Genomic DNA, 21,205 nt, shown 5'->3' with positions numbered 1-21,205 from the left:
CATTGATTCGGGCTGCACCAAAGGGTAGTTTCAGGACAGGTCCAAGGGCGGCCGCCCTTGGATGAAATCCGCCGACTCCGGGGGTGTCCGTGATGGTCCTGCGACCTTTATCCGCTTCTGAACGGGCCGAGGCCCTGGGCAAGGCGGCCGCGGCCAGGGCTACCCGGGCTGCTGCCAAGGAGAGCCTCCGGAACGGTGACAGGTCGGCCGCGGATATCATCAGTTCCGCACTGGAGGATGATGCGCTGGCCCGCATGCGGGTTTCGGAGCTGCTCGAGGCCCTGCCCGGCATCGGAAAGGTCCGGGCCGCCGCCATCATGCAGCAGCTGGGCATTGCGGCGTCCCGCAGGGTCCGTGGGCTGGGCGTCCACCAGCGCCGGGCGCTGGTAGATTTTATAGACGAGCACTGAGGCACAGGCCGCGCCTGTCCTTCCCCCAACCGTGGCAAAAGGAATACGTGAGCAAGAAACCGGGACTGACAGTCCTCGCAGGTCCGACGGCTGTTGGCAAAGGCACCGTGTCCACCTACATCCGGGACAACTACCCCGAGGTCTGGCTTTCCGTTTCAGCCACCACCCGGGCGCCCCGGCCCGGCGAAGTGGACGGCGTCCACTACTTCTTCAAAACCAAGGAGGAGTTCGAGCAGCTCATCGCCGATGGTGAACTCCTGGAGTGGGCAGTGGTCCACGGACAGAACACCTACGGCACCCTGAAGAGCACCGTGAACGGGGCCATCGCGGAAGGCCGTTCGGTGCTGCTGGAGATTGACCTCCAGGGCGCCCGCCAGGTCAAGGCGGCAGTCCCGGACGCGCAGTTCGTCTTCCTGGCCCCGCCCACGTGGGACGAGATGGTCCGCCGGCTGGTGGGCCGGGGGACCGAAACCCCGGAGGAACAGCAGCGCCGGCTGGAAACCGCTAAACTGGAACTTGCTGCTGAACCGGAGTTCGACCACACCGTCATCAACGATGACGTCCGCCGGGCAGCGGACGAGCTTGTTTCACTCATGGGGCTGACACCGCATCCACACCTGCCGGAACCGTCAGCCCGCTAGGAATTTGGAGAAATTCGTGTCTACGAACCTTGAAGGCATCATCAACCCGCCGATCGACGATCTGCTGAAGGTAGCGGATTCCAAGTACGGCCTGGTGATCTTCGGTGCCAAGCGTGCTCGTCAGATCAACGCCTACTACGCCCAGCTGCACGAGGGCCTCTTCGAGTACGTCGGGCCCCTGGTTGACACCAAGCTGAACGAGAAGTCGCTTTCGATCGCCCTGCGCGAGATCAACGAAGGCAAGCTGGTCTCCACGCCGATCGAAGCCGCTGAGTAACCTGCCGCCAACTGACTTGCTGACGGAGATCACGTGCGCATAGTCCTCGGAGTCGGGGGAGGGATTGCCGCCTACAAGGTGGCATCGCTCCTCCGGCTTTTTACTGAAGCCGGACATGACGTCACGGTGATCCCCACGGAGGCGTCCACCCGCTTCATCGGCACCGCGACCTGGGAGGCGCTGTCCGGAAACCCCGTCAGCAACAGCGTCTTTGACGACGTCCACCTGGTGAACCACGTCCGGCTTGGCCACGAGGCTGACCTGGTGGTTGTTGCACCCGCAACCGCTGACCTCCTGGCCAAAGCCGCCACCGGCCAGGCCGGTGACCTGCTGACCAACACGCTGCTGATGGCGCACGGCCCAGTGCTGTTCGCGCCCGCGATGCACACGGAAATGTGGCAGCACGCCGCCACCCGCGCCAACGTTGAAACGCTCCGCGGCCGGGGCGCCGCAGTCCTCGAACCCGCCTCCGGCAGGCTGACCGGCGCTGACTCCGGACCGGGAAGGCTTCCGGAACCGCAGGCGATCTTTGACGCCGCCATGGCACTGGTCCAGGGACAGTCCGATTTCCAGTTGCCCCTTGCCGGCCGCACCGTAACCATCAGTGCAGGGGGCACCCGTGAGCCGCTGGACCCCGTCCGTTTCCTCGGCAACCGGTCCTCCGGCAAGCAGGGCGTCGCGCTGGCCGTCGCCGCCCGGAACGCCGGTGCCACCGTCCGGCTGCTGGCGGCACACATGGAGGTGCAGCCGCCCGCCGGGGTGGAGGTGGTCCGCGTGGAGACTGCACTGCAGCTCCGGGCGGCTGCGCTGGATGCCGCTGCCGGGTCCGACGTCATCATCATGTCCGCCGCCGTGGCAGACTTCCGCCCCGCCGATGTCTCCGACACCAAGATCAAGAAACGCGACGACACCGCAGACCCCGTCATTACCCTGGTCCGCAACCCGGACATCCTGCAGGAACTCGTGGAGCAACGCAAAGCCGGACCTTCCGGGACCGGCCAGCTCATCGTCGGCTTCGCGGCGGAAACCGGTGACAGCCAGGGCGACGTCCTCGCATACGCCGAAGCGAAACTGCAGCGAAAAGGCTGCGACCTGCTGGTGGTCAACCATGTGGGCGCGGACAAAGTCTTCGGGCAGGACTCCAACTCGGTGGTCATCCTTTCGCGCGCCGGCGACGAACCACAGGAAGCGGCCGGAACCAAGACTGAGGTTTCGGAAGCCATCATTGCCCGCATCGGCTTTGAACTGACCAGGGTTTCACCCCGTACCTGAGTGTTCCGCACCACGTTTGCTTCTCGGGAGGACATCTCCCGCGGGGCCGGCGCCTTCCAACCAGTAAGGTAGTTGAGTGACTTTACCGCTGCACCTTCCCCAGACCCATGGGGCCACGCCCTCCGCGCTCCGGCTCTTCACGTCCGAGTCGGTCACCGAAGGCCATCCGGACAAGATCTGCGACCAGATCAGCGACGCCATCCTGGACGCCCTGCTGGCCGCGGACCCCGAGTCACGCGTGGCCGTGGAGACAATGGCGACCACCGGGCTGGTGCACGTTGCGGGCGAAGTTACCACCGACGCGTACGTCGAGATCCCGCAGATCGTCCGCGAAACCATTCTTGGCATCGGCTACGACTCCTCAGCGAACGGTTTTGACGGTGCCCGCTGCGGCGTGTCTGTTTCCATTGGCCAGCAGTCCAACGATATCGCCGGCGGTGTGTTCAACTCGCTGGAAGCCCGCGAGGGCCGCCAGGAAGACGACTACGACCTCCAGGGCGCAGGCGACCAAGGCCTGATGTTCGGCTACGCCAGCGACGAGACCCCTTCCTACATGCCCACGCCCATCTGGCTGGCCCACCGGCTCTCCGAGCGCCTCACCGATGTCCGCAAGACAGGCCAGCTGGCCTACCTTCGGCCGGACGGCAAGACCCAGGTCACGGTGGGGTACGACAAAGATGTTCCCGTTTCGATCGAAACCGTGGTGATTTCGAGCCAGCACGCCGAGGGTGCAAGCCTGCAGCAGTTGCGCGCGGACCTTGCCGCCATCGTCATTGAACCCGTCCTGGCCGCGGCCAACCTGGACATTTCCCGTGCCGCGAACATCCTCAATCCGGCCGGCGAATTCGTCATCGGCGGCCCGGTGGGCGATGCAGGCCTCACCGGCCGCAAGATCATCGTCGATACCTACGGCGGCATGGCGCGCCATGGCGGCGGTGCCTTTTCCGGCAAGGATCCATCCAAGGTGGACCGCTCTGCCGCCTACGCCATGCGGTGGGTTGCCAAGAACGTGGTGGCCGCGGGGCTGGCCAAGCGCGCAGAGATCCAGATCGCATATGCCATCGGCCAGGCCCGCCCCGTAGGAACCTATGTTGAGACCTTTGGTACCGAGACTGTGGATCCCGCCCGGATCAGCGACGCCATTGCGGAAATCTTCGACCTCCGTCCCCGCGCCATCATCGACGCCCTCGACCTGAAGCGCCCGATCTACGCCAAGACTGCCGCCCACGGGCACTTCGGCCGCGATGAGCCCGAGTTCACGTGGGAACGACTTGACCGGGTAGATGATTTGAAGGCGTTCTTCAACGCGTAGGTGAATTCCTGCCCGGACCCGGAAGCAGTGGGCCCGGACAGGAAGTGCACTGTCAGTGGCCTATGCTTGGCTGTTCATGTCCAACCCGGCAGCTGAACGGAGGGAGCCACGGTGGTTGCTGACAGTTCCGTCCAGCCATCCCTGTTGCAGGGGTTTCCGGCCCGCGCACTGCCTGTCGGCGTCGACCTGGCCAAGCAGTTTCCCGTGGCGCGGATCCTCGTGGAATCGTCGCTGCCGCACCTGGACCGCCCCTTCGACTACGCGGTCCCGGTTGCGCTGGACCAGGACGCCCAGCCGGGAGTCAGGGTCAAGGTCAAGTTCAATGGCCAGGATCTGAACGGTTTCCTTTTGGAGCGCCTGGCGGAATCCGATGCCGGACACACCCTGGTGCCCTTGTCGAAGGTCGTGTCCCCGGTTCCGGTCCTCACGCCCGCAGCCCGGGACCTTGCCGGGGCCGTGGCGGCGCGGTACGCCGGCACGGTCAGCGACGTCCTCCGCCTGGCCATACCGCCCCGCGTCGCCCGGCTCGAAAAGGACTACCCCGCATCACTGGACCCTGCAGATCGGGGTGGGACTGCCGGCCTGGATGGCACGGCAGGACCGCAGGCTCCAGAAGCCGAAGGCGCCCTGGGCATTCCGGCTGTCCCCGGCGTTCCAGCGTGGACCGCGTACCGCACCGGAGCTGCTTTCCTGAGGCACCTGGCTGCCGGGGGATCCCCGCGTGCGGTCATCAATCCCCTCCAGGGCTATGGGGCCGCCGGGTGGCCGGCCCTCCTGGCCCAGGCTGCCGCCGCTGCTTACGCCTCAGGCAGGGGCGCGCTGCTGGTAGTGCCCGACTACCGCGACCTGGACCGGCTGGAGCAGGCGCTGATGGAACTGCTGCCGGAGGAGGCCGTGGCCAGGCTCACGGCGGACGACGGCCCCACGCCGCGGTACCGGAACTTCCTGCGACTCCTTGCGGGCCGGGCAAGGATCGCCATTGGCACCAGGTCCGCCGCTTTTGCGCCGGTGCAGGACTTGGGCCTGGTTGCCTGCTGGGACGACGGCGACGACCTCCACATCGAGCAGCGCGCACCCTACGCGCACGCCCGGGAGGTCCTCCTCCTGCGGGCAGAACAGGAAGGCACAGCCTGCCTCCTGGCGGGGCACGCCCGCAGCACCGAAGTCCAGCGGCTGGTGGAGGCCGGCTGGGCCGTGCCCGTTGAAGCCGAGCGTTCCACGGTCCGCAGGACCGTTCCGCGCGTGGTCAACACGGCTGACAGCTTCGAGCAGGAACGTGATCCCCTGGCCACTATCGCGCGGCTGCCCCATGCCGCCTGGCAGGCGGCAAAGAAGGGGCTGGATCGTGGCCCCGTCCTGGTCCAGGTGGCCAGGGCCGGCTACGCGCCCTCCCTCGTGTGCGAAACCTGCCGTGAACCCGCCCGGTGTGGGCACTGCCAGGGGCCCCTGGCCCTGGCAGGAACAGCCGCCTTGCCCCAGTGCCGCTGGTGTTCCTCACCGGCTCCGGAATGGAATTGCTCCCACTGCGGCGGGCGGCGGCTCCGTAAAGGGGCCACCGGAGTCCTGCGCACCGCTGAAGAGCTGGGCCGCGCTTTTCCCGGCACCACGGTCGTCACGTCATCGGGCGACCAAGTGAAGGCCACAGTGGGCGCGGGCAAGGCGCTGGTGGTGGCAACAGTTGGGGCCGAACCCGTCGCAGACGGCGGTTATGCGGCCGCCCTGCTGCTGGATGGAGATTCGCTGCTGCGCCGGGAAAGCCTCCGCGCAGGCGAAGACACCCTGCGCCGCTGGTTCAACGCAGCCGCCCTGGTCCGGCCCGGGGCAGCGGAAGGCCTGGTGGTGGTCACTGCCACGGACACCGCTGCCACCGGGGCGCTGCTGCGGTGGGACCCGGCCGGCTATGCCCGGCGCGAGCTGTCGCTGCGAATGGAACTCCAGCTTCCACCGGCGGTACGCGTCGCCTCCGTGACGGGGCCGCGCGCCGCCGTCGAACACTACACGGGTGCCGTGGAAGCGGACCTGGCCGCCGCGGGCATCGCCGTGCGAACGGCGGGCCCGGCGCCGCTGCTGCTGACCGCGCCGCCCACCGGCAGGCGCTCGGCCGAGGACGTCCGGACCCTGCTGTTCTTCCCGTACGGCCACGCCGCCGCCGTCGTCCGCGTCCTCCGGGTCACCCGCGCCGCCGTGGCCGCTAAACGGACCATGGACCCCGTGCAGCTGCGGCTGGACGGCGTCGACGTGCTCTAGGTCCGTCCTGCGGGAGGACGTACGTCAGGCCCGTCGCCTCTTCGCAACTACCTCGTGGGCCGCGTCCACCAGCTGGCGCGCCGATTCGTCCCAACTGAACCCGGCCGCGCGGGCCAGGGAGCGGCGGGACAGGTCCTGCCAGTGCCCGTCGTCCCGCAGCTGGCCCACCGCGTCAGCGAACTGTGCGGGTGACTCTGGATCCACGTAAATCGCGGCATCCGACCCCACCTCCCTGAAGATGGGAATGTCGCTGGCGATCACGGGCGTACCAACCGCCATCGCCTCCACGAGCGGAAGACCATACCCCTCGGCCCGGGACAGGCTCACCAGTGCCGTGGCCCGGCGCAGGAGCCGGTCATACTCAGCATCCGTCACGCCGTTGTGGAACACCACGGAGGCGCCTTGGGGGACAATACGCTGCAGCTCTGCCCGCCGCTGCGGGGTGATCCGGCTGAGCAGGTGCAGCGTGTAGCCCGGGAGTCCGGCCATACCGGCCACCATGGTTTCCACGTTCTTGTACGGCATGAACGAACCCATGTAGATGATTGTCTTGTCCGCCCCGGCGGCGGGCTCGCGCGGTTCCTGGGCCGGCTGCGGGGCATTGGCAATGATGCGCACGGGCCGGCGTGTCAGCCGGTACTTGGCCATCAGCGCCTCGGTGGTCCGGCTGATGGTGGCAACAATATCGGCCCGGTCCAGGAGCAGGCGCTGTGGCCAGAACGCCTTGTGGTACAGCCGCCACAGGAGGCGGACGGGGGCCGGCAGGAAACCAGGGGGAGTGGGGTGTTCGTAGTAGATCAAGTCATGCAGGGTCAGGATCAGTCCGTACTTCCGTCCCCAGGTGCCCATGGTCTGCATGGGGCAGACAACCACATCCGCGCCAAGGGCGTTGACCTTCCGGGCAACGAACAGTTCCAGGGGCGAAAGCGGGCTGCTGATGAGCGTGTAGGGCACGTCAGGGAGCAGCGCCAGCTGCCGCTCGTCGGACACCAGCATCGAGACGTCCGCGATCTTTGCCGTTGCGGCGATCAGGCTTGCCCCGTAGCGGCTGATGCCATCGTGGTGGTCGGTACGGGTGAAACGTGCATCGATGACGATCTTCACGCGGGATGGTCCTTAAGGAAGCTGCGGATGTAGCGGGCGGCCGGTTCAGGTGTTTCGTAGTGGATCAGGTGCCCGACGCCGGGAATCACCTTCAGCTCACCGTCCGGGAGCATGCCCAGCAGTCGGTGCTGGCTGGGGAGGGTGGCGATTTCATCCTTCTCGCCGGCGACCAGCAGCACGGGCAGCTCCAGCAGGCCGGCTACCTCGGCCACGTGGTGGCTGACGGAGGCGGTAAAGGATTCCAGGAGGCTGTCCCTGTCGGCGAAGGAACTGAAGTAGGCATGGTGCTGGCCGTGGATGTAGGCCCTCAGGCCGGGATCGCGGGTCTTGGCCATGGTCTCGCTCATAACCCTGACAATCACGGGATTGCGCAGCAAGGCCAGTCCGGGCCTGCGCGGAAGGCGCGCAGCAAGCTTGTAGTACAGCACCGCAAGCCGGGTCATTACCCCCTTGGGCCCCTCCAGCGCCGGCGCTGCAATGGGGTTGATGAGGATGAGGGGACGAACGGCGTCCGGGTTGCTGGCCACGAAGTGGGCCGCCACGATGGATCCGAACGAGTGCCCCAGCAGTACCGTGTCCCTCCCCAGGCCCAGCGCCGCCATGAAGTCGAAGATGAACCGCCCGTAGCGTTCCACGGAGTGCGGGCCGTGGGTAAAAGCGTCCGAGCTGCCGAAGCCGGGCAAATCCGGCATGATGATGCGCATGTCCGGAAGCTGGTCCGCCACCCGCAGGAGCCCGTGGTGGTCGCCGCGGAATCCATGGACCACCAGGATGGTGCGGGTATCCGGGGTGACCTCCAACGGCTCATAGGTCCAGAAAGCAACGGTGCCGCCGTCGAGGGTGACGGCGGAGGCCAGGGTACGGCCGGAAAGGCCGGCACTGACGTAGGCGGGCGCAGGGGAGGGCCCCGGGTTCACGGTATCCATGGCCTGCCCTAGTTCACGTTGTCCGGGTGGGACCCGGTCCGCTGCCCGCGGTCCAGAGCGTTGATCGCCGCCATGTCGCGCGCTGAGAGTTCGAAGTTGAAGACATCGAGGTTCTCCCGGATGCGCGCCTCCGAACTCGCCTTGGGAATGGCGATGTTGCCCAGTTGCATGTGCCAGCGGAGGATCACTTGCGCGGGCGTCCGGCCGTGCTCGGCGGCACAAGCCTGGATGACCGGGTCTGCCAGCACCTGGCCGCGGCCCAGCGGGCTCCAGGCTTCGGTGCGGATGCCCAGGTCCGCGTGCTTGCTGCGCAGTTCCTCCTGTTGCAGCCAGGGATGGAGTTCGATCTGGTTGACAGCGGGAACCACCTCGGCGCCTGCGAGCAGGCGGTCAAGATGGGCCGGTTGGAAGTTGCTGACGCCGATGGCACGGACCCTTCCCTCCCGGTACAAGGTTTCCAGGGCGCGGTAGGTCTCGGTGAAGAGCCCGCGGCGGGGGCATGGCCAGTGGATGAGGTACATGTCCACATAGTCCAGGCCCAGGTTGACCATGGAATCGTCAAAGGCGCGCAGGGTGGCGTCGAAGCCATGGTGGTCGTTCCACACCTTCGTGGTGACGAACACATCTTCACGGGACAAGGGCGGGAACAGTTCGCCTGAGCCGCCACTGCCGGACCCCGCGTCCAGCTGGGAACTGATACCGCGCGCCACGCCGGTCTCGTTCCCGTACATGGCGGCGGTGTCGAAGTGGCGATAGCCGGCGGCGAGCGCAGTGGCGACCAGCCCTTCGGCTTCGGCTGCCGGCACCTTGTACAGCCCAAAGCCGAGCTGGTCGATCAGCACGCCGTTGTTCAGGCTGAGCCGGGGTGAGGTTCTCATGGCAACGACTCTACCTACTTCAGCTGGTCAGGCCCTCGTAATCGACGAGGCGGCGTGCGGTGGCTTCGTCCAGGATCAGGTCGGTCGCAAGCCTGGCCGCCAGTGCTCCGCGGAGGCCGTTGATCTTGGAGACCCCGGATACCACGCAGATCCTGCGGCGTACCTGCCGGAGCTGGGCCAGTGACGGGCCGGTGGAGCGTTCGTTGAGGACGATCCCGTCAGAAGACCCGTCATCCCGGAAGAACACGGTGGCAACGTCTCCGACGACGTCGGAGTTGGCAAGGGCGTTGAGGTCTTCTTCGTCGAGATAGCCGCCGGCGTAGACGTGGCTTGGGTAGTCGGCGTGGACGGAACCGACGCCGAAGATGGCGATGCTCATCTTCTTCTGCAGTTCCAGGACGCGCTGCACGCTGCGCTCGTTCCACATGGCCGTCTTGGTGGCAGCGTGGTCGAAGAAGGCCGGGACGGGGAACTGTTCCACCCGTGCTCCGTAGGCGCTGCCAAACCGGCGCATGATGTCGCTTGCGTAGGTGATGCCGGTGGTGTGCATGTTTCCGGCGCCGTTGAGCTGGACGATCACGCTGTCGTGGGTGATCTTCCTGGTGAGGTGCCTGCTCACCGCGCTGAGCGTGGATCCCCAGGCCACGCCGATGATCGCGTTCGAGTCCACCAGGGGTCCGATGGTGCGGGCGGCCTGCATGGCCACCCGGTCCAGGGTTTCGGCTTCATTGAGCGTCCCGAGGATGGGGACCACATGGACGTCCAGGTTGTACCGGCGCCGGATCATGCCCTCCAGTTCCGGTCCGGTATCCAGGGGGTTGCGGATCTGGATCTGCACCAGGCCGGACTCCCGCGCCGATGACAACAGCCGGGAAACCGTGGACCGGGACGTGCGCAGTTCGCGTGCGATCGCGTCCATGGTGAGGTCCTGCAGGTAATACATTTGTGCAGCTCGGAGGGCATCCTGGTCGCGGGAAAGTGCCATCTCACTTCCGTTCTGCACGTTTGTGCATAGTGCTTGACTCCATTTTCCATTTCTCCAAACAATAGAGCAGAACGGCGGTGCCGCACAGTGGTGACCGCAACACACAAAGCCCCAAGGGAGTTGTTTTGGGACCCAAGGATTCAACTGTCCAACCGACTGTTAACACGCCCCGTCCGGGAGGCGAACGCGCGTCGGTCCACAGCCTGCGGCGCCGGCCGCACGCAAAGGTGCTGGTGGTTGGCGGCGGCATCAACGGAGTGGGAACGTTCCGTGACCTGGCCCTGCAGGGCGTCGATGTGGCGCTGGTGGAACGCGGTGACTACTGCCAGGGCGCAAGCGGTGCATCGTCGCACATGATCCACGGCGGCATCCGGTACCTGGAAAACGGTGAGTTCCGCCTGGTCCGCGAATCAGTGGTGGAGCGGAACCGCCTGCTGAAAATCGCCCCGCACTATGTCAAGCCGTTGCAGACCACCATCCCCATCTTCAGCACCTTCTCCGGGATCCTCTCCGCGCCCCTGCGCTTCCTTACCCACAAGCAGCAGGGCAAGCCCAAGGAGCGCGGCGCATTCCTCATCAAGGTGGGCCTTAGCCTTTACGACTCATTCTCCCGCGATGGCGGCACGGTGCCCCGGCACCAGTTCCGGACCCACAAGGCAGCCCTGCAGGAACTCCCCGCGCTCCGGTCCGACGTCAAATACACTGCCACCTACTTCGACGCCTCGGTGCACAACCCGGAGCGGCTGACCCTTGACGTCCTGCAGGACGGCGAAAAGGCCGGCCATTCCCAGGGCGCCGCCGCGCAGGGTGACACCGCCCGGGCCAGCAACTACCTCTCGTTGACAGCCATGTCCCCGGAGCCCAACCCAGGGACCGGCCGGGGCAGCACCGTCCGCCTGCGCGACGAACTCAGCGGAGAGGAATTCGACTTCACCGCGGACATCATCGTGAACACCACAGGCGCGTGGGTGGACCTGACCAATGAGGCCATGGGTGCAGCCTCTGCCTTCATGGGCGGCACCAAGGGTTCGCACATCGTGCTGGACCACCCGGGCCTGCTCGCCGCCTGCCGCGGCCGGGAAATCTTCTTTGAACACACCGACGGCCGGATTGTCCTCATCTACCCCATGGGCGACCGGGTGCTGGTGGGCACCACGGACGTCGACGCGGACATGGCGGAAGACGCCGTCTGCACCGATGAGGAGATCCAGTACTTCTTCGACCTGATCGGCCACGTCTTCCCGTCCGTCGACGTGACCCCCGACGACATCGTCTACACGTTCTCGGGGGTGCGCCCCCTGCCGAGCCACGACGCAACCCAGCCCGGCTTCGTCTCCCGCGACTACCGCATTGAACGGCGCGCCACGGGCACAAACGGAACCGGCGCCGTCGTACTGAGCCTGGTGGGCGGCAAGTGGACCACGTTCCGGGCCCTCGCCGAGCACTTGACCAATGACGTCCTCTCCGAGCTCGGGGTTCAGCGCAAGGTGTCGACGGCGCAGCTCCCCATCGGCGGCGGCGCAGGCTTCCCGGCCGACGAGGCAGGCGTGCAGAAATGGATCAAGGCGCACATGGGTGCCGGCCGCGACGCGGACCGCACAGCAGGGCTGCTGACCCGGTACGGTACCCGGGCGGACGACGTGATCGCATACCTCGACGCTGCCCCTGACCAGCCGCTGCGGTCCACCCGCGAGCTCAGCGTACGGGAGCTGGAGTTCATGGCGGCCAACGAACAGGTGGGGCACCTGGTGGATGTCCTCATCCGCCGTACCTCCCTGGCCTTCCGGGGGCTGGTCACCGGGGAACTCCTCAACGAAGTGGCGGAGGTGTTGTCAGTGCCGCTGAAGTGGGACGCGGCAGCCCGCGCCGCTGAGATCAAGCACGCACAGGACGTGCTGCAGAGATTCCACCGCGTGGAAACGCACAGCCTGGTCTCCTGAGGCCGGGCGGCCGGCCGGGGCGCGCCAGCGTCCCGGCCCAACGGTCCTTCACCAGCGAAGGACCGACAACTAAACAAAGAAGGAGTCAAAGATGTCTCTAGGAATAGTCTTCCTCTCCGAAGTCTTTGGCACGGGCATGCTGACCCTGTTGGGTTGCGGCGTCGTTGCCAACGTGGCTTTGCGGGGCACAAAAGGCAACAACGGCGGATTCCTGATGGTCACATGGGGGTGGGGTATCGCTGTCTTCTGTGGTGTCTTCGTCGCCGCCAAGTCCGGTGCCCACTTGAATCCGGCCGTGACCTTGGGCCTGCTGCTCAACGGCAAGGCCGAGTACGCCCCGGGAGTCGCTGTTGATTTCGGCACCACGCTGACCTACTTTGGTGGCGAGATGGTGGGGGCCTTCCTCGGTGCCGTGGTTTGCTGGCTGGCTTACAAGCAGCATTTTGATGACGAGCCAGAGCCCGCAGGCAAGCTGGGTACGTTTTCCACCGGCCCTGCCATCCGTTCCACCCCATGGAACCTGATCACCGAGATCATCGGCACGTTCGTCCTGGTCTTCGTGATCCTGACTCTCGGCGGTACCCCCTCGGGGCTTGGCCCCCTGGCTGTGGCGCTGCTCGTTGTCGGCATCGGTGTTTCCCTCGGCGGCCCCACCGGCTACGCCATCAACCCGGCCCGTGACCTCGGACCCCGCATTGCCCACGCACTGCTCCCCATCAAGGGCAAGGGCTCCAGTGACTGGAGCTATGCCTGGATTCCGGTGGTTGGCCCGCTCGTCGGCGGCGCCCTCGCCGGCATTGTGGCAAGGATCGTTCCGATCATCATCACCGCCGCCTCCTAAGCCCCCGGCAAACAGCTCGATCAACAAGACAAGGACGTCATTATGAACCAGTACGTAATCGCCATCGACCAGGGCACCACCAGCACCCGCGCCATCATCTTTGACCACAGCGGCGCCATTGTCTCCTCCGGCCAGATGGAGCACGAGCAGATCTTCCCGCAGGCAGGCTGGGTGGAGCATGACGCCTCGGAGATTTGGAACAACACCCGCGAGGTGATCGGTTCCGCCCTCTCGAAGGCAAACCTGACGCGGCACGATATTGCCGCCGTCGGCATCACCAACCAGCGCGAAACCGCGGTGGTGTGGGACAAGACCACGGGAAAGCCGGTCTACAATGCGATCGTGTGGCAGGACACGCGCACGCAGGACATCGTGGACCAGCTGGCCAAGGATGGCGGAGCGGACCGCTTCAAACAGAAGGTGGGCCTTCCGCTGGCCACCTACTTCTCCGGCACGAAGATCAAGTGGATCCTGGACAACGTTGACGGCGCCCGGGAAAAGGCAGAGGCCGGCGACCTGGTGTTCGGCAACACCGACGCCTGGGTCCTCTGGAACCTCACGGGCGGCGTGGACGGCGGTGTCCACGTCACCGATGTCACCAACGCCTCCCGGACCCTGTTCATGGACCTCGAAACCCTGCAGTGGGACGACGAAATCCTCGGGATCTTTGGCGTGCCGCGAAGCATGATGCCGGAGATCAAGTCCTCGTCCGAGGTTTACGGCAGCGTCCACAGTTCGCAGCTGCTCCGCGAAACACCGGTTGCCGGGATCCTGGGCGACCAGCAGGCAGCGACCTTCGGCCAGGCAGCCTTTGATGCGGGCGAGGCTAAGAACACCTACGGCACAGGATGCTTCCTGATCTTCAACACCGGCGAGGAGATCGTCCACTCCAAGAACGGCTTGCTGACCACGGTGGGCTACAAGCTGGGCGACGCCAAACCGCACTACGCGCTGGAAGGATCCATCGCGGTGACCGGTTCGCTGGTCCAGTGGCTGCGGGACAACCTGGGCATGATCGGCAGCGCCCCTGAGGTGGAAACCCTCGCTGCATCAGTCAAGGACAACGGCGGTGTTTACATCGTTCCGGCGTTCTCCGGCCTGTTCGCCCCATACTGGCGTTCGGATGCCCGCGGCGCGATTGTGGGCCTGACCCGGTTCGTCAACAAGAACCACATCGCCCGGGCAGCGCTGGAAGCCACCGCATTCCAGACCCGCGAGGTGCTGGATGCGGTCAACGCGGACTCCGGCGTGCCGCTGAGCGAGCTGAAGGTCGACGGCGGCATGGTGGCCAACGATGCCCTGATGCAGTTCCAGGCGGACATCCTGGGCGTGCCGGTCATCCGTCCGAAGGTCATCGAGACCACGGCACTGGGTGCTGCCTACGCGGCAGGCCTGGCCGTCGGTTTCTGGAAGGACCTGGGCGAGTGCTCGGCCAACTGGTCCGAGGACAAGCGCTGGGAACCGCAGATGGACAAGGCCGAGCAGGAACGCCAGATGCGGCTCTGGAAGAAGGCGGTCACCAAGTCCATGGATTGGGTGGACGAGGACGTCAAGTAGGTTCTTCAACCCAGGGGCCGTCCTGCCTTTCCGGCGGGGCGGCCCCTTGCCGTGTCCGGGATTAAATCCGCCTAAGCGTGGGGATGTCAGGGAACGGGCCGCGGTGGCAGATCTTCGGTGGCCGGACCCTGGATGACTTTGCCGTCCACATCGAACCGGGAGCCATGGCAGGGGCAGTCCCACGTCCGGTCTGCCCGGTTGAAGCCCACCGTGCAGCCCAGGTGGGTGCAGACAGCCGACACTGCGTGGACGTGTCCGGCCTCGTCCCGGTAGCAGGCCGTGCTGGTTCCGTCCGCGTCAAGCACCGTTCCATCGCCCGGCGCGAGGTCAGCTGCCCGCGCTGCGGAGTCCGTGTGGGAAACGCTGTCCCCGGCCCGTGGGGCTGCCTGCGCTGTGGGCCGCCGCGGCGCTCGGTTGCTGTCAAACAGGGCGGCCCACGCATTGGGAGTGCCATTGAGGAGGTCAGCCAGTGCCAATGCTGCGGCCGTACCGTTGGTCAGGCCCCACTTGCGCAGGCCGGTGATCACGAACGCGTGCCGGCTGTCAGGGTTCAGCGGTCCGGCGTAGGGCAGCCCGTCCTGGGGCAGGGCATCCTGGGTGGACCAGCGGTAGGACACGCTGCCGGCCCTGAAGTGGCTGCGCGCGTAGCGGGCGAGCGCGGCTTGGCGCGGTGCCGGATCAACCTGCTCGTCGGCGGGGTGGCCTCCGCCGCCAACCAGCAGGTATGTAGTCCCGTCCAGCCGCACGGTCAGAAGCGAGTGCATGGGTTCATCGGCACTGATGAAGGTGGCGTCCAGGGGAGGCGTATCAACCGGCGCAGCGACGATGTATGAGCGGTGCGGCCGGCAAAGTGACTCAAATCGGCCATGGTCTCCGAAGGGGACGTTCGTGGCCACGATTGCGTCCCCGGCCAGCACTGTTCCTGTTGCGGCCGCAACGGTGACGGGCGTGCCCTCGCGAAGATCCACCGCGCGTGTCCGTTCGAAGACAAAGCTGCCGCCGCCGTCCACCTTTCCGGCCAGCCCCTGAAGATACTGGACCGCGTGGATCTGGGCCTGGCCGTCAAACCGGACGGCGCCGGCCACCGGAAACGGCAGGGGCACGTCGGTAGTGAAGGTCGACGGAAGGCCGAGGGCGGCCGCAAGTCCGGCTTCCGCGCGCACCTTCGGCAGCGCCTCGGGACCTGCCGCAAAGGTGTAGTTGGCAACGCGGCTGAATCCGCAGGAAAGGTCTTCCGCCGCCACGACGCGGCCGATATGTTCCAGGGCGGCCTGGTTCGCTGCTCCGTAAACGCGGGCAGCTGACGTGCCGTGGCTGCGCTGCAGATCCGTGTAGGCGAGGCGGTGCAGGGAGGTCACCTTGCCGGTGGTGTGGCCAGTGACGCCCGTGCCGATCCGGCCGGCTTCGAGGACGGCCACCGAGCGCCCCGAGCGTTTCAGGGCCAGGGCTGCGGTCAGCCCGGCGATGCCTCCACCGATGACTGCCACGTCCACTTCTACGGTGCCGTGCAGGACCGGAAAGTCGGTGGCTCCGGTTGTTGCCAGCCAGAGGGAGAGTGGCTGTCCTTCAGCAGGGCCGGCGGTGGTTGCCTCTGACATGGTGTGCCGCCTCCCAACGTTGTGGGATGATCATGCGCGCTTGCCCCGGCCATTGCAACGGGCCGTTAGGCCCGGCTGAGGCGGGGGCCGGACCGGTGCGCTAAAGTAGTTCCATGCGTGCGATCCTTCTGCTTAGTTAGCCGCCGGCTCCGATTATCGGACAGCTGAGCGGCAGCCCCTCCATGGAGAGGGGCTTTTGTGTGTCCGGGGCATGGCGCCGGGCCGGCAGCAGGAGGATCAGGCCGTTATGGCAGCACAGATGCCGTAACAGAACAGAAGAGGGCAGCAGTGGGCGTTCAGCCGGAGACAGAGACCGGAACAGCAACAACAGTATCGGCGGAGCCTGAAGAGGGCACCTACAGTTTCGCCGCCATGGAGGCCAAGTGGCCCCAGGTGTGGGAAGACCTCAAGGTCTTCACCCCGGTGGACGACGGGTCGCGGGAGCGCCGCTACGTGCTTGACATGTTCCCGTACCCGTCCGGCGACCTGCACATGGGCCACGCCGAGGCGTTCGCCATGGGTGACGTTGTGGCCCGCTACCTGCGGCAGAAGGGCTACGACGTACTGCACCCCATCGGCTGGGACTCCTTTGGCCTGCCCGCGGAGAACGCCGCGATCAAGCGCAACGCCCACCCCAGCGAGTGGACCTACGCCAACATCGACACCCAGGCAGCGTCCTTCAAGCGGTACGCCATCTCCGCCGACTGGTCGCGCCGCCTGCACACCTCAGACCCCGAGTACTACCGCTGGACCCAGTGGCTGTTCAAGCGCTTCTACGAGCGCGGGCTGGCCTACCGGAAAGATTCCCCGGTCAACTGGTGCCCCAAGGACCAGACCGTCCTGGCCAATGAGCAGGTAGTCAACGGCGCCTGCGAGCGCTGCGGCACCACCGTCACCAAGAAGTCCCTGAACCAGTGGTACTTCAAGATCACCGACTACGCCGACCGCCTGCTGGATGACATGGACGAGCTCCGCGGCCACTGGCCCGAGCGTGTCCTGGCCATGCAGAAGAACTGGATCGGCCGGTCCGAGGGTGCGCACGTGAACTTCGTGATCGAGGCCGACGGCGGCAAGCCCGCCAGGGACGTCACGGTCTTCACCACCCGCCCGGACACCCTGTACGGGGCAACTTTCTTCGTGGTCGCTGCGGACGCGCCCCTCGCCGTCGAACTTGTCACTGACGAACACGCCGCGGCCCTGGACGAATACCGCGAACGGGTCAAGGCACTCTCGGAGATCGAACGCCAGTCCACCGAACGCGAGAAGACCGGCGTCTTCACCGGCCGCTACGCCATCAACCCGCTGAACGGGGAGAAGCTGCCCGTGTGGGCTGCCGACTATGTCCTGGCGGATTACGGAACCGGCGCCATCATGGCCGTGCCGGCCCACGACCAGCGCGACCTCGACTTTGCCAGGGCCTTCGGCCTGCCGGTCCGGGCGGTCCTGGACACCGGCGAGGAGGACCCGGCCGTGTCCGGCACCGCAACGGCGGGGGAGGGGACCCTGATCAACTCGGGCGAGCTGGACGGCATGCCCAAGGGTGAGGCGATCCCCGCCGCCATCGCCATGCTGGAGAAGCAGGGGACCGGCGAGAAGTTCGTGAACTTCCGGCTCCGGGACTGGCTGCTGAGCCGCCAGCGATTCTGGGGCACGCCCATCCCCATCATCCACTGCCCGTCCTGCGGCGAAGTTCCCGTCCCGGACGAGCAGCTGCCGGTCACGCTGCCCGCGGACCTCCGCGGTGAGGACCTGGCACCCATGGGCACCTCGCCCCTTGCGGCAGCCGAGTCCTGGGTCAACGTGGAATGCCCCACCTGCAACGGGCCGGCCAAACGGGACACCGACACCATGGACACGTTCGTTGACTCGTCCTGGTACTTCCTGCGCTTCGTTTCACCGCACTACACCGACGGCCCCTTCGATCCGCAGAAGATCAATGACTGGATGCCGGTGGGCCAGTACGTGGGCGGCGTGGAGCACGCCATCCTCCACCTGCTGTACGCCCGCTTCTTCACCAAGGTCATCCACGACCTGGGCATGATCGATGCCGACGAACCTTTCAGTGCATTGCTGAACCAGGGCCAGGTCCTCAACGGCGGCAAGGCCATGAGCAAATCCCTGGGCAACGGCGTTGACCTCGGCGAACAGCTGGACAAGTTCGGCGTGGACGCCGTCCGCCTGACCATGGTGTTCGCCTCCCCGCCCGAGGACGACGTGGACTGGGCCGACGTGTCGCCGTCCGGCTCAGCCAAGTTCCTGGCCCGGGCCTGGCGCCTGGCACAGGATGTGGCGAGTGCCCCGGGTGCGGACGCCGCCGCCGGCGACCGTGGGCTGCGGTCCGTCACCCACCGCACCATCGCCGATGCGGCCGAACTGCTGGACGCCAACAAGTTCAATGTGGTGGTTGCCAAGCTTATGGAGCTGGTCAACGCCACCCGCAAGGCAATCGACTCCGGGGCGGGTGCCGGGGACCCCGCGGTCCGCGAAGCCGCGGAAGCAGTGGCCGTGATCCTCAGCCTGTTCGCGCCGTACACTGCCGAGGACATGTGGAACCTGCTGGGGCACCCTGCATCGGTTGCCAACGCGGGCTGGCCGGCCCACGATCCCGCCCTCCTGGTCCAGGACACGGTGACCGCCGTCGTCCAGGTGCAGGGCAAGGTCCGCGACCGGCTGGAAGTGTCCCCGGACGTCTCGGAGGACCAGCTGCGCGAGCTGGCCCTGGCGTCGGAGAACGTCCAACGGGCCATGGACGGCCGGGGCATCCGGACAGTGATCGTCCGTGCCCCTAAGCTGGTGAACATCGTTCCGGCCTAGTTGCTGTACCCGCAGTGATTAACCGGCCGTCGGAAGCTTTCCGGCGGCCGGTGCCGGTTGAGCCGGACGCCGATTCCAGGAGGCACCTTGCCCGACAGTAATGCCGCAGCCTGGCCGTGGGTCCGTGCTCGGCTGTCGGGCCTGCGTCCGGCCGTCCGGCCGGGGTCCAGGCGTCCGGGCCCAGGCGCTCTGGTGCGGACCGCCGTCGTCACCGACTCAGCCGCTGCCCTGCCGGCGGCCTATGTCAGCGGACTTCCCCGGGATGGGATCCTCACCGTGACTCCGATGCCCGTCATGGTGGGCGCCGAAATCTACGGCGAGGGCGAAGACGACATCCTCGAGACCATTGCTGTTGCCCTGGCTGCCGGGACTCCGGTCAAAACATCACGGCCTTCGCCGGGACAGTTCGAGCAGGCCTACCGGGCCGCGGAACTTCGGGGCTTCGATGGAATTGTCTCGGTGCATATCTCGGGCGAACTTTCCGGCACGGCTGACGCGGCGCGGCTGGCCGCCGGCAGGGTGGGTATTCCCGTGGACGTGGTGGACACCCGCACCGTGGGCATGGCGCAGGGACTGGCGGTGCAGGCTGCCGTTGAAGCCGCCTCAGCCGGTGCAGGCCGGTCTGAGGTGGCCGCGGCTGCAGCGGCCCAGGCGGAAAACACCCAGGTCTTCTTCTACGTGCCCAGCCTTGAGCAGTTGCGGCGCGGCGGACGCATCGGGGCAGCGGCGTCGCTGCTGGGCACCATGCTCGCCATCAAACCGATCCTGGCAGTCGACGGCGGGAGGATCGTCCCGCTGGAAAAGGTGCGCTCAGCGGCCAGGGCCGTGGCACGCCTCGAGGAAATCGTCGTGGCCGCGGCTGCACCGCAGCCGGATGATTCCGTCGTCCTCGCCGTGCACCATTTCGGCAACCAGGAGGAGGCTGCAGGCCTGGCTGCCAGGCTTGAAGCGGCGCTTCCCGGTTGTCTGCCCGCGCAGATCAGCTCCCTACCCGCGGTCCTGGCAGCGCACGCCGGCCTTGGGGTCCTTGCGGTGATTGTCGGCAGGTCGGCCCAGATTCATGGCGGTGGAGGGCCCAGCTAAGCGGGTGACAGTGGGTGGCGCGCTGCCACACCAACTGCAGGGCCCCTGGCCTCTTCTGGCGGCCATTCGCCGGAATCCGCAGCGTCGCCCCCATCAGCGATGTTCCAGTTCGGGACGGCAGCCGGAGGCTGGAGGAGATCATGCGTGCTCCCGGAGCCCAAGGTGCGCACCTTTCCACATAGCATCATTGGCCCGGTGCGGCGCGCCACCGGAGGTTCCTAGGGTGGGACCATGTCACGCCGGGATGCTGGAGCAGCACGTCAGCAGCCAAGGCATGCGAGGGACCGGTTGCAAGCGGCACTGGGAGAGGCCCCCGCCGGGCTTCTGGAGGATGGAGGCGTCGCCGGTGGCTTCGAGTACCGCGGCGCCGGCGGGGCAGCCGGAACCGAAACCGGCAGCAATACCCAGGCCGGTTCAGCCGAAGCGCCGTCTCTCCGGTGGCGGATAGGACTGCGGGTTGCCCTGCTGCTGGGTGCCTTGGCGGTGGCGGCTGGAGCCTGGTTCTGGTGGCAGGCAGGTTCGGCATCCCCGGAAGTCCTGCCGCTCAGCGGCGCCAGTTCTGACGGCAGACGTGCAGGAGAGGCTGGAGCTGATCCCGACCATACGCCACCTGCGGATCCTGCCGGCGGCCTTGTGGTGGTGCATGTTGCAGGGTCCGTGGCAACGCCCGGCGTCATTAGGCTCCAGCAGGGCAGCCGGGTTGATGACGCCATTGCTGCCGCCGGCGGCGCCGCCCAGGACGCCGACGTGAACCGGCTCAACCTTGCCCTCGTAGTGGAGGACGGACAGAAGATCTACGTGCCGCAACGAGGGGAGCCACTGCCGGCAGGACCGGATGGTGCGGGTGCGGAGGATCCTGGTCCAGGCAGCGCCGGTCCTGCCGGCGGGCAATCCGGGGCACACGGCGGGAAGGTCAACCTCAACACAGCGGATGCTGCGGAGCTGGACACCCTGCCAAAAGTCGGGCCGGTGCTCGCCCAGCGGATTGTGGACTGGCGGAAGGACCACGGACCTTTCAAGAGCATCGAAGAACTGGATGCGGTGGATGGCGTCGGGCCGAAGATGCTTGAAGCCCTGTTGCCCCTGGTAACGGTCTAGGGCGCTCCATGTCTGCGACCACGGGCAGGACGGAAGGGGCCGGGCAGACGGGGCGGGGCGCGGCCACCGGCGGAGAAGGGCCCGGGAGTCCTTGGCGCCGGTTCGTTGAATCCGCCGTTCAGGGCGCCGGGCCCGGACAGCAGGGCGGGATCCCCGCAGGCACAGTGCATGCTGCCACACCACAGTCCCGTTCCGGGGGAGTGCGGCCGCCACCAATCCGGG

17 protein-coding genes are annotated in these 21,205 nt (G+C 66.7%); 12 read left to right on the top strand and 5 right to left on the bottom strand.

Annotated elements, in window-relative coordinates:
- Window positions 1–92 precede the first annotated feature (92 nt).
- The 6 genes from mihF to NIBR502770_RS08275 all read left to right on the top strand — a co-directional run bounded on the left by mihF (window position 93) and on the right by NIBR502770_RS08275 (window position 6,159).
- Window positions 93–410 carry an integration host factor, actinobacterial type gene (gene mihF, locus NIBR502770_RS08300; RefSeq protein ID WP_210411227.1) on the top strand — a complete coding sequence of 106 codons (318 nt, stop codon included), beginning with the start codon at window positions 93–95 and terminating at the stop codon, window positions 408–410.
- Between the two features lie 47 nt (window positions 411–457).
- Window positions 458–1,051: a guanylate kinase gene (gene gmk / locus NIBR502770_RS08295; protein WP_141160358.1), complete on the top strand. Its 594-nt coding sequence runs from the start codon at window positions 458–460 to the stop codon at window positions 1,049–1,051.
- 16 nt (window positions 1,052–1,067) lie between these two features.
- Window positions 1,068–1,328, top strand: coding sequence for a DNA-directed RNA polymerase subunit omega (rpoZ, locus tag NIBR502770_RS08290; RefSeq protein WP_026264487.1), 261 nt, complete (start codon window positions 1,068–1,070; stop codon window positions 1,326–1,328).
- Window positions 1,329–1,361: 33 nt separating this feature from the next.
- Window positions 1,362–2,600, top strand: a complete 1,239-nt coding sequence (gene coaBC / locus NIBR502770_RS08285) for a bifunctional phosphopantothenoylcysteine decarboxylase/phosphopantothenate--cysteine ligase CoaBC (RefSeq protein ID WP_141181643.1) — start codon at window positions 1,362–1,364, stop codon at window positions 2,598–2,600.
- 76 nt (window positions 2,601–2,676) lie between these two features.
- Window positions 2,677–3,912: a methionine adenosyltransferase gene (gene metK, locus NIBR502770_RS08280; RefSeq protein ID WP_141160360.1), complete on the top strand. Its 1,236-nt coding sequence runs from the start codon at window positions 2,677–2,679 to the stop codon at window positions 3,910–3,912.
- A 111-nt stretch (window positions 3,913–4,023) separates the two neighbouring features.
- On the top strand, window positions 4,024–6,159 hold the full coding sequence (locus tag NIBR502770_RS08275) for a primosomal protein N' (protein ID WP_141181642.1): 2,136 nt from the start codon (window positions 4,024–4,026) through the stop codon (window positions 6,157–6,159).
- A gap of 24 nt (window positions 6,160–6,183) precedes the next feature.
- Here the strand turns inward: NIBR502770_RS08275 and NIBR502770_RS08270 are convergent, their stop codons facing one another.
- The 4 genes from NIBR502770_RS08270 to NIBR502770_RS08255 are packed head-to-tail and all read right to left on the bottom strand — an operon-like array spanning window position 6,184 to window position 10,052.
- Window positions 6,184–7,263, bottom strand: coding sequence for a glycosyltransferase family 1 protein (locus NIBR502770_RS08270; protein ID WP_141181641.1), 1,080 nt, complete (start codon window positions 7,261–7,263; stop codon window positions 6,184–6,186).
- Window positions 7,260–8,189, bottom strand: a complete 930-nt coding sequence (locus NIBR502770_RS08265; RefSeq protein ID WP_141181640.1) for an alpha/beta fold hydrolase — start codon at window positions 8,187–8,189, stop codon at window positions 7,260–7,262. Before NIBR502770_RS08265 ends, NIBR502770_RS08270 begins: the two co-directional genes overlap by 4 nt.
- An 8-nt stretch (window positions 8,190–8,197) precedes the next feature.
- Complete coding sequence (locus NIBR502770_RS08260) at window positions 8,198–9,067, bottom strand: aldo/keto reductase (RefSeq protein ID WP_141181639.1); 870 nt, start codon at window positions 9,065–9,067, stop codon at window positions 8,198–8,200.
- A gap of 19 nt (window positions 9,068–9,086) precedes the next feature.
- The gene (locus tag NIBR502770_RS08255) at window positions 9,087–10,052 is read right to left on the bottom strand and encodes a sugar-binding transcriptional regulator (RefSeq protein ID WP_141181638.1); all 966 of its coding nucleotides are present in this window, start codon (window positions 10,050–10,052) and stop codon (window positions 9,087–9,089) included.
- A 125-nt stretch (window positions 10,053–10,177) separates the two neighbouring features.
- On the opposite strand from NIBR502770_RS08255, the gene NIBR502770_RS08250 reads away from it, so the two are divergent.
- The 3 genes from NIBR502770_RS08250 (at window position 10,178) to glpK (ending at window position 14,390) form a co-directional block, all read left to right on the top strand.
- Entirely contained in the window at window positions 10,178–11,992 is a 1,815-nt protein-coding gene (locus tag NIBR502770_RS08250) for a glycerol-3-phosphate dehydrogenase/oxidase (protein WP_141181637.1), read from the top strand.
- Between the two features lie 91 nt (window positions 11,993–12,083).
- Window positions 12,084–12,833 carry an MIP/aquaporin family protein gene (locus NIBR502770_RS08245; protein ID WP_141160368.1) on the top strand — a complete coding sequence of 250 codons (750 nt, stop codon included), beginning with the start codon at window positions 12,084–12,086 and terminating at the stop codon, window positions 12,831–12,833.
- 42 nt (window positions 12,834–12,875) lie between these two features.
- Window positions 12,876–14,390 carry a glycerol kinase GlpK gene (gene glpK / locus NIBR502770_RS08240; RefSeq protein WP_141181636.1) on the top strand — a complete coding sequence of 505 codons (1,515 nt, stop codon included), beginning with the start codon at window positions 12,876–12,878 and terminating at the stop codon, window positions 14,388–14,390.
- Window positions 14,391–14,476: 86 nt separating this feature from the next.
- Here the strand turns inward: glpK and NIBR502770_RS08235 are convergent, their stop codons facing one another.
- Window positions 14,477–15,988 carry an FAD-dependent oxidoreductase gene (locus NIBR502770_RS08235; RefSeq protein WP_141181635.1) on the bottom strand — a complete coding sequence of 504 codons (1,512 nt, stop codon included), beginning with the start codon at window positions 15,986–15,988 and terminating at the stop codon, window positions 14,477–14,479.
- Window positions 15,989–16,276: 288 nt separating this feature from the next.
- Between NIBR502770_RS08235 and leuS the strand changes: the two genes are divergently transcribed.
- From leuS to NIBR502770_RS08220, 3 genes are all read left to right on the top strand, one after another.
- On the top strand, window positions 16,277–18,802 hold the full coding sequence (gene leuS / locus NIBR502770_RS08230; protein WP_141181634.1) for a leucine--tRNA ligase: 2,526 nt from the start codon (window positions 16,277–16,279) through the stop codon (window positions 18,800–18,802).
- Window positions 18,803–18,889: 87 nt separating this feature from the next.
- The gene (locus tag NIBR502770_RS08225; RefSeq protein WP_141181633.1) at window positions 18,890–19,885 is read left to right on the top strand and encodes a DegV family protein; all 996 of its coding nucleotides are present in this window, start codon (window positions 18,890–18,892) and stop codon (window positions 19,883–19,885) included.
- A gap of 288 nt (window positions 19,886–20,173) precedes the next feature.
- Window positions 20,174–20,983: a helix-hairpin-helix domain-containing protein gene (locus tag NIBR502770_RS08220; protein ID WP_246857448.1), complete on the top strand. Its 810-nt coding sequence runs from the start codon at window positions 20,174–20,176 to the stop codon at window positions 20,981–20,983.
- Window positions 20,984–21,205 lie beyond the last annotated feature (222 nt).

This window comes from Pseudarthrobacter sp. NIBRBAC000502770 (assembly GCF_006517815.1).
Lineage (GTDB): Bacteria > Actinomycetota > Actinomycetes > Actinomycetales > Micrococcaceae > Arthrobacter > Arthrobacter niigatensis.
This window is presented reverse-complemented; position numbering and strand designations above follow the sequence as displayed.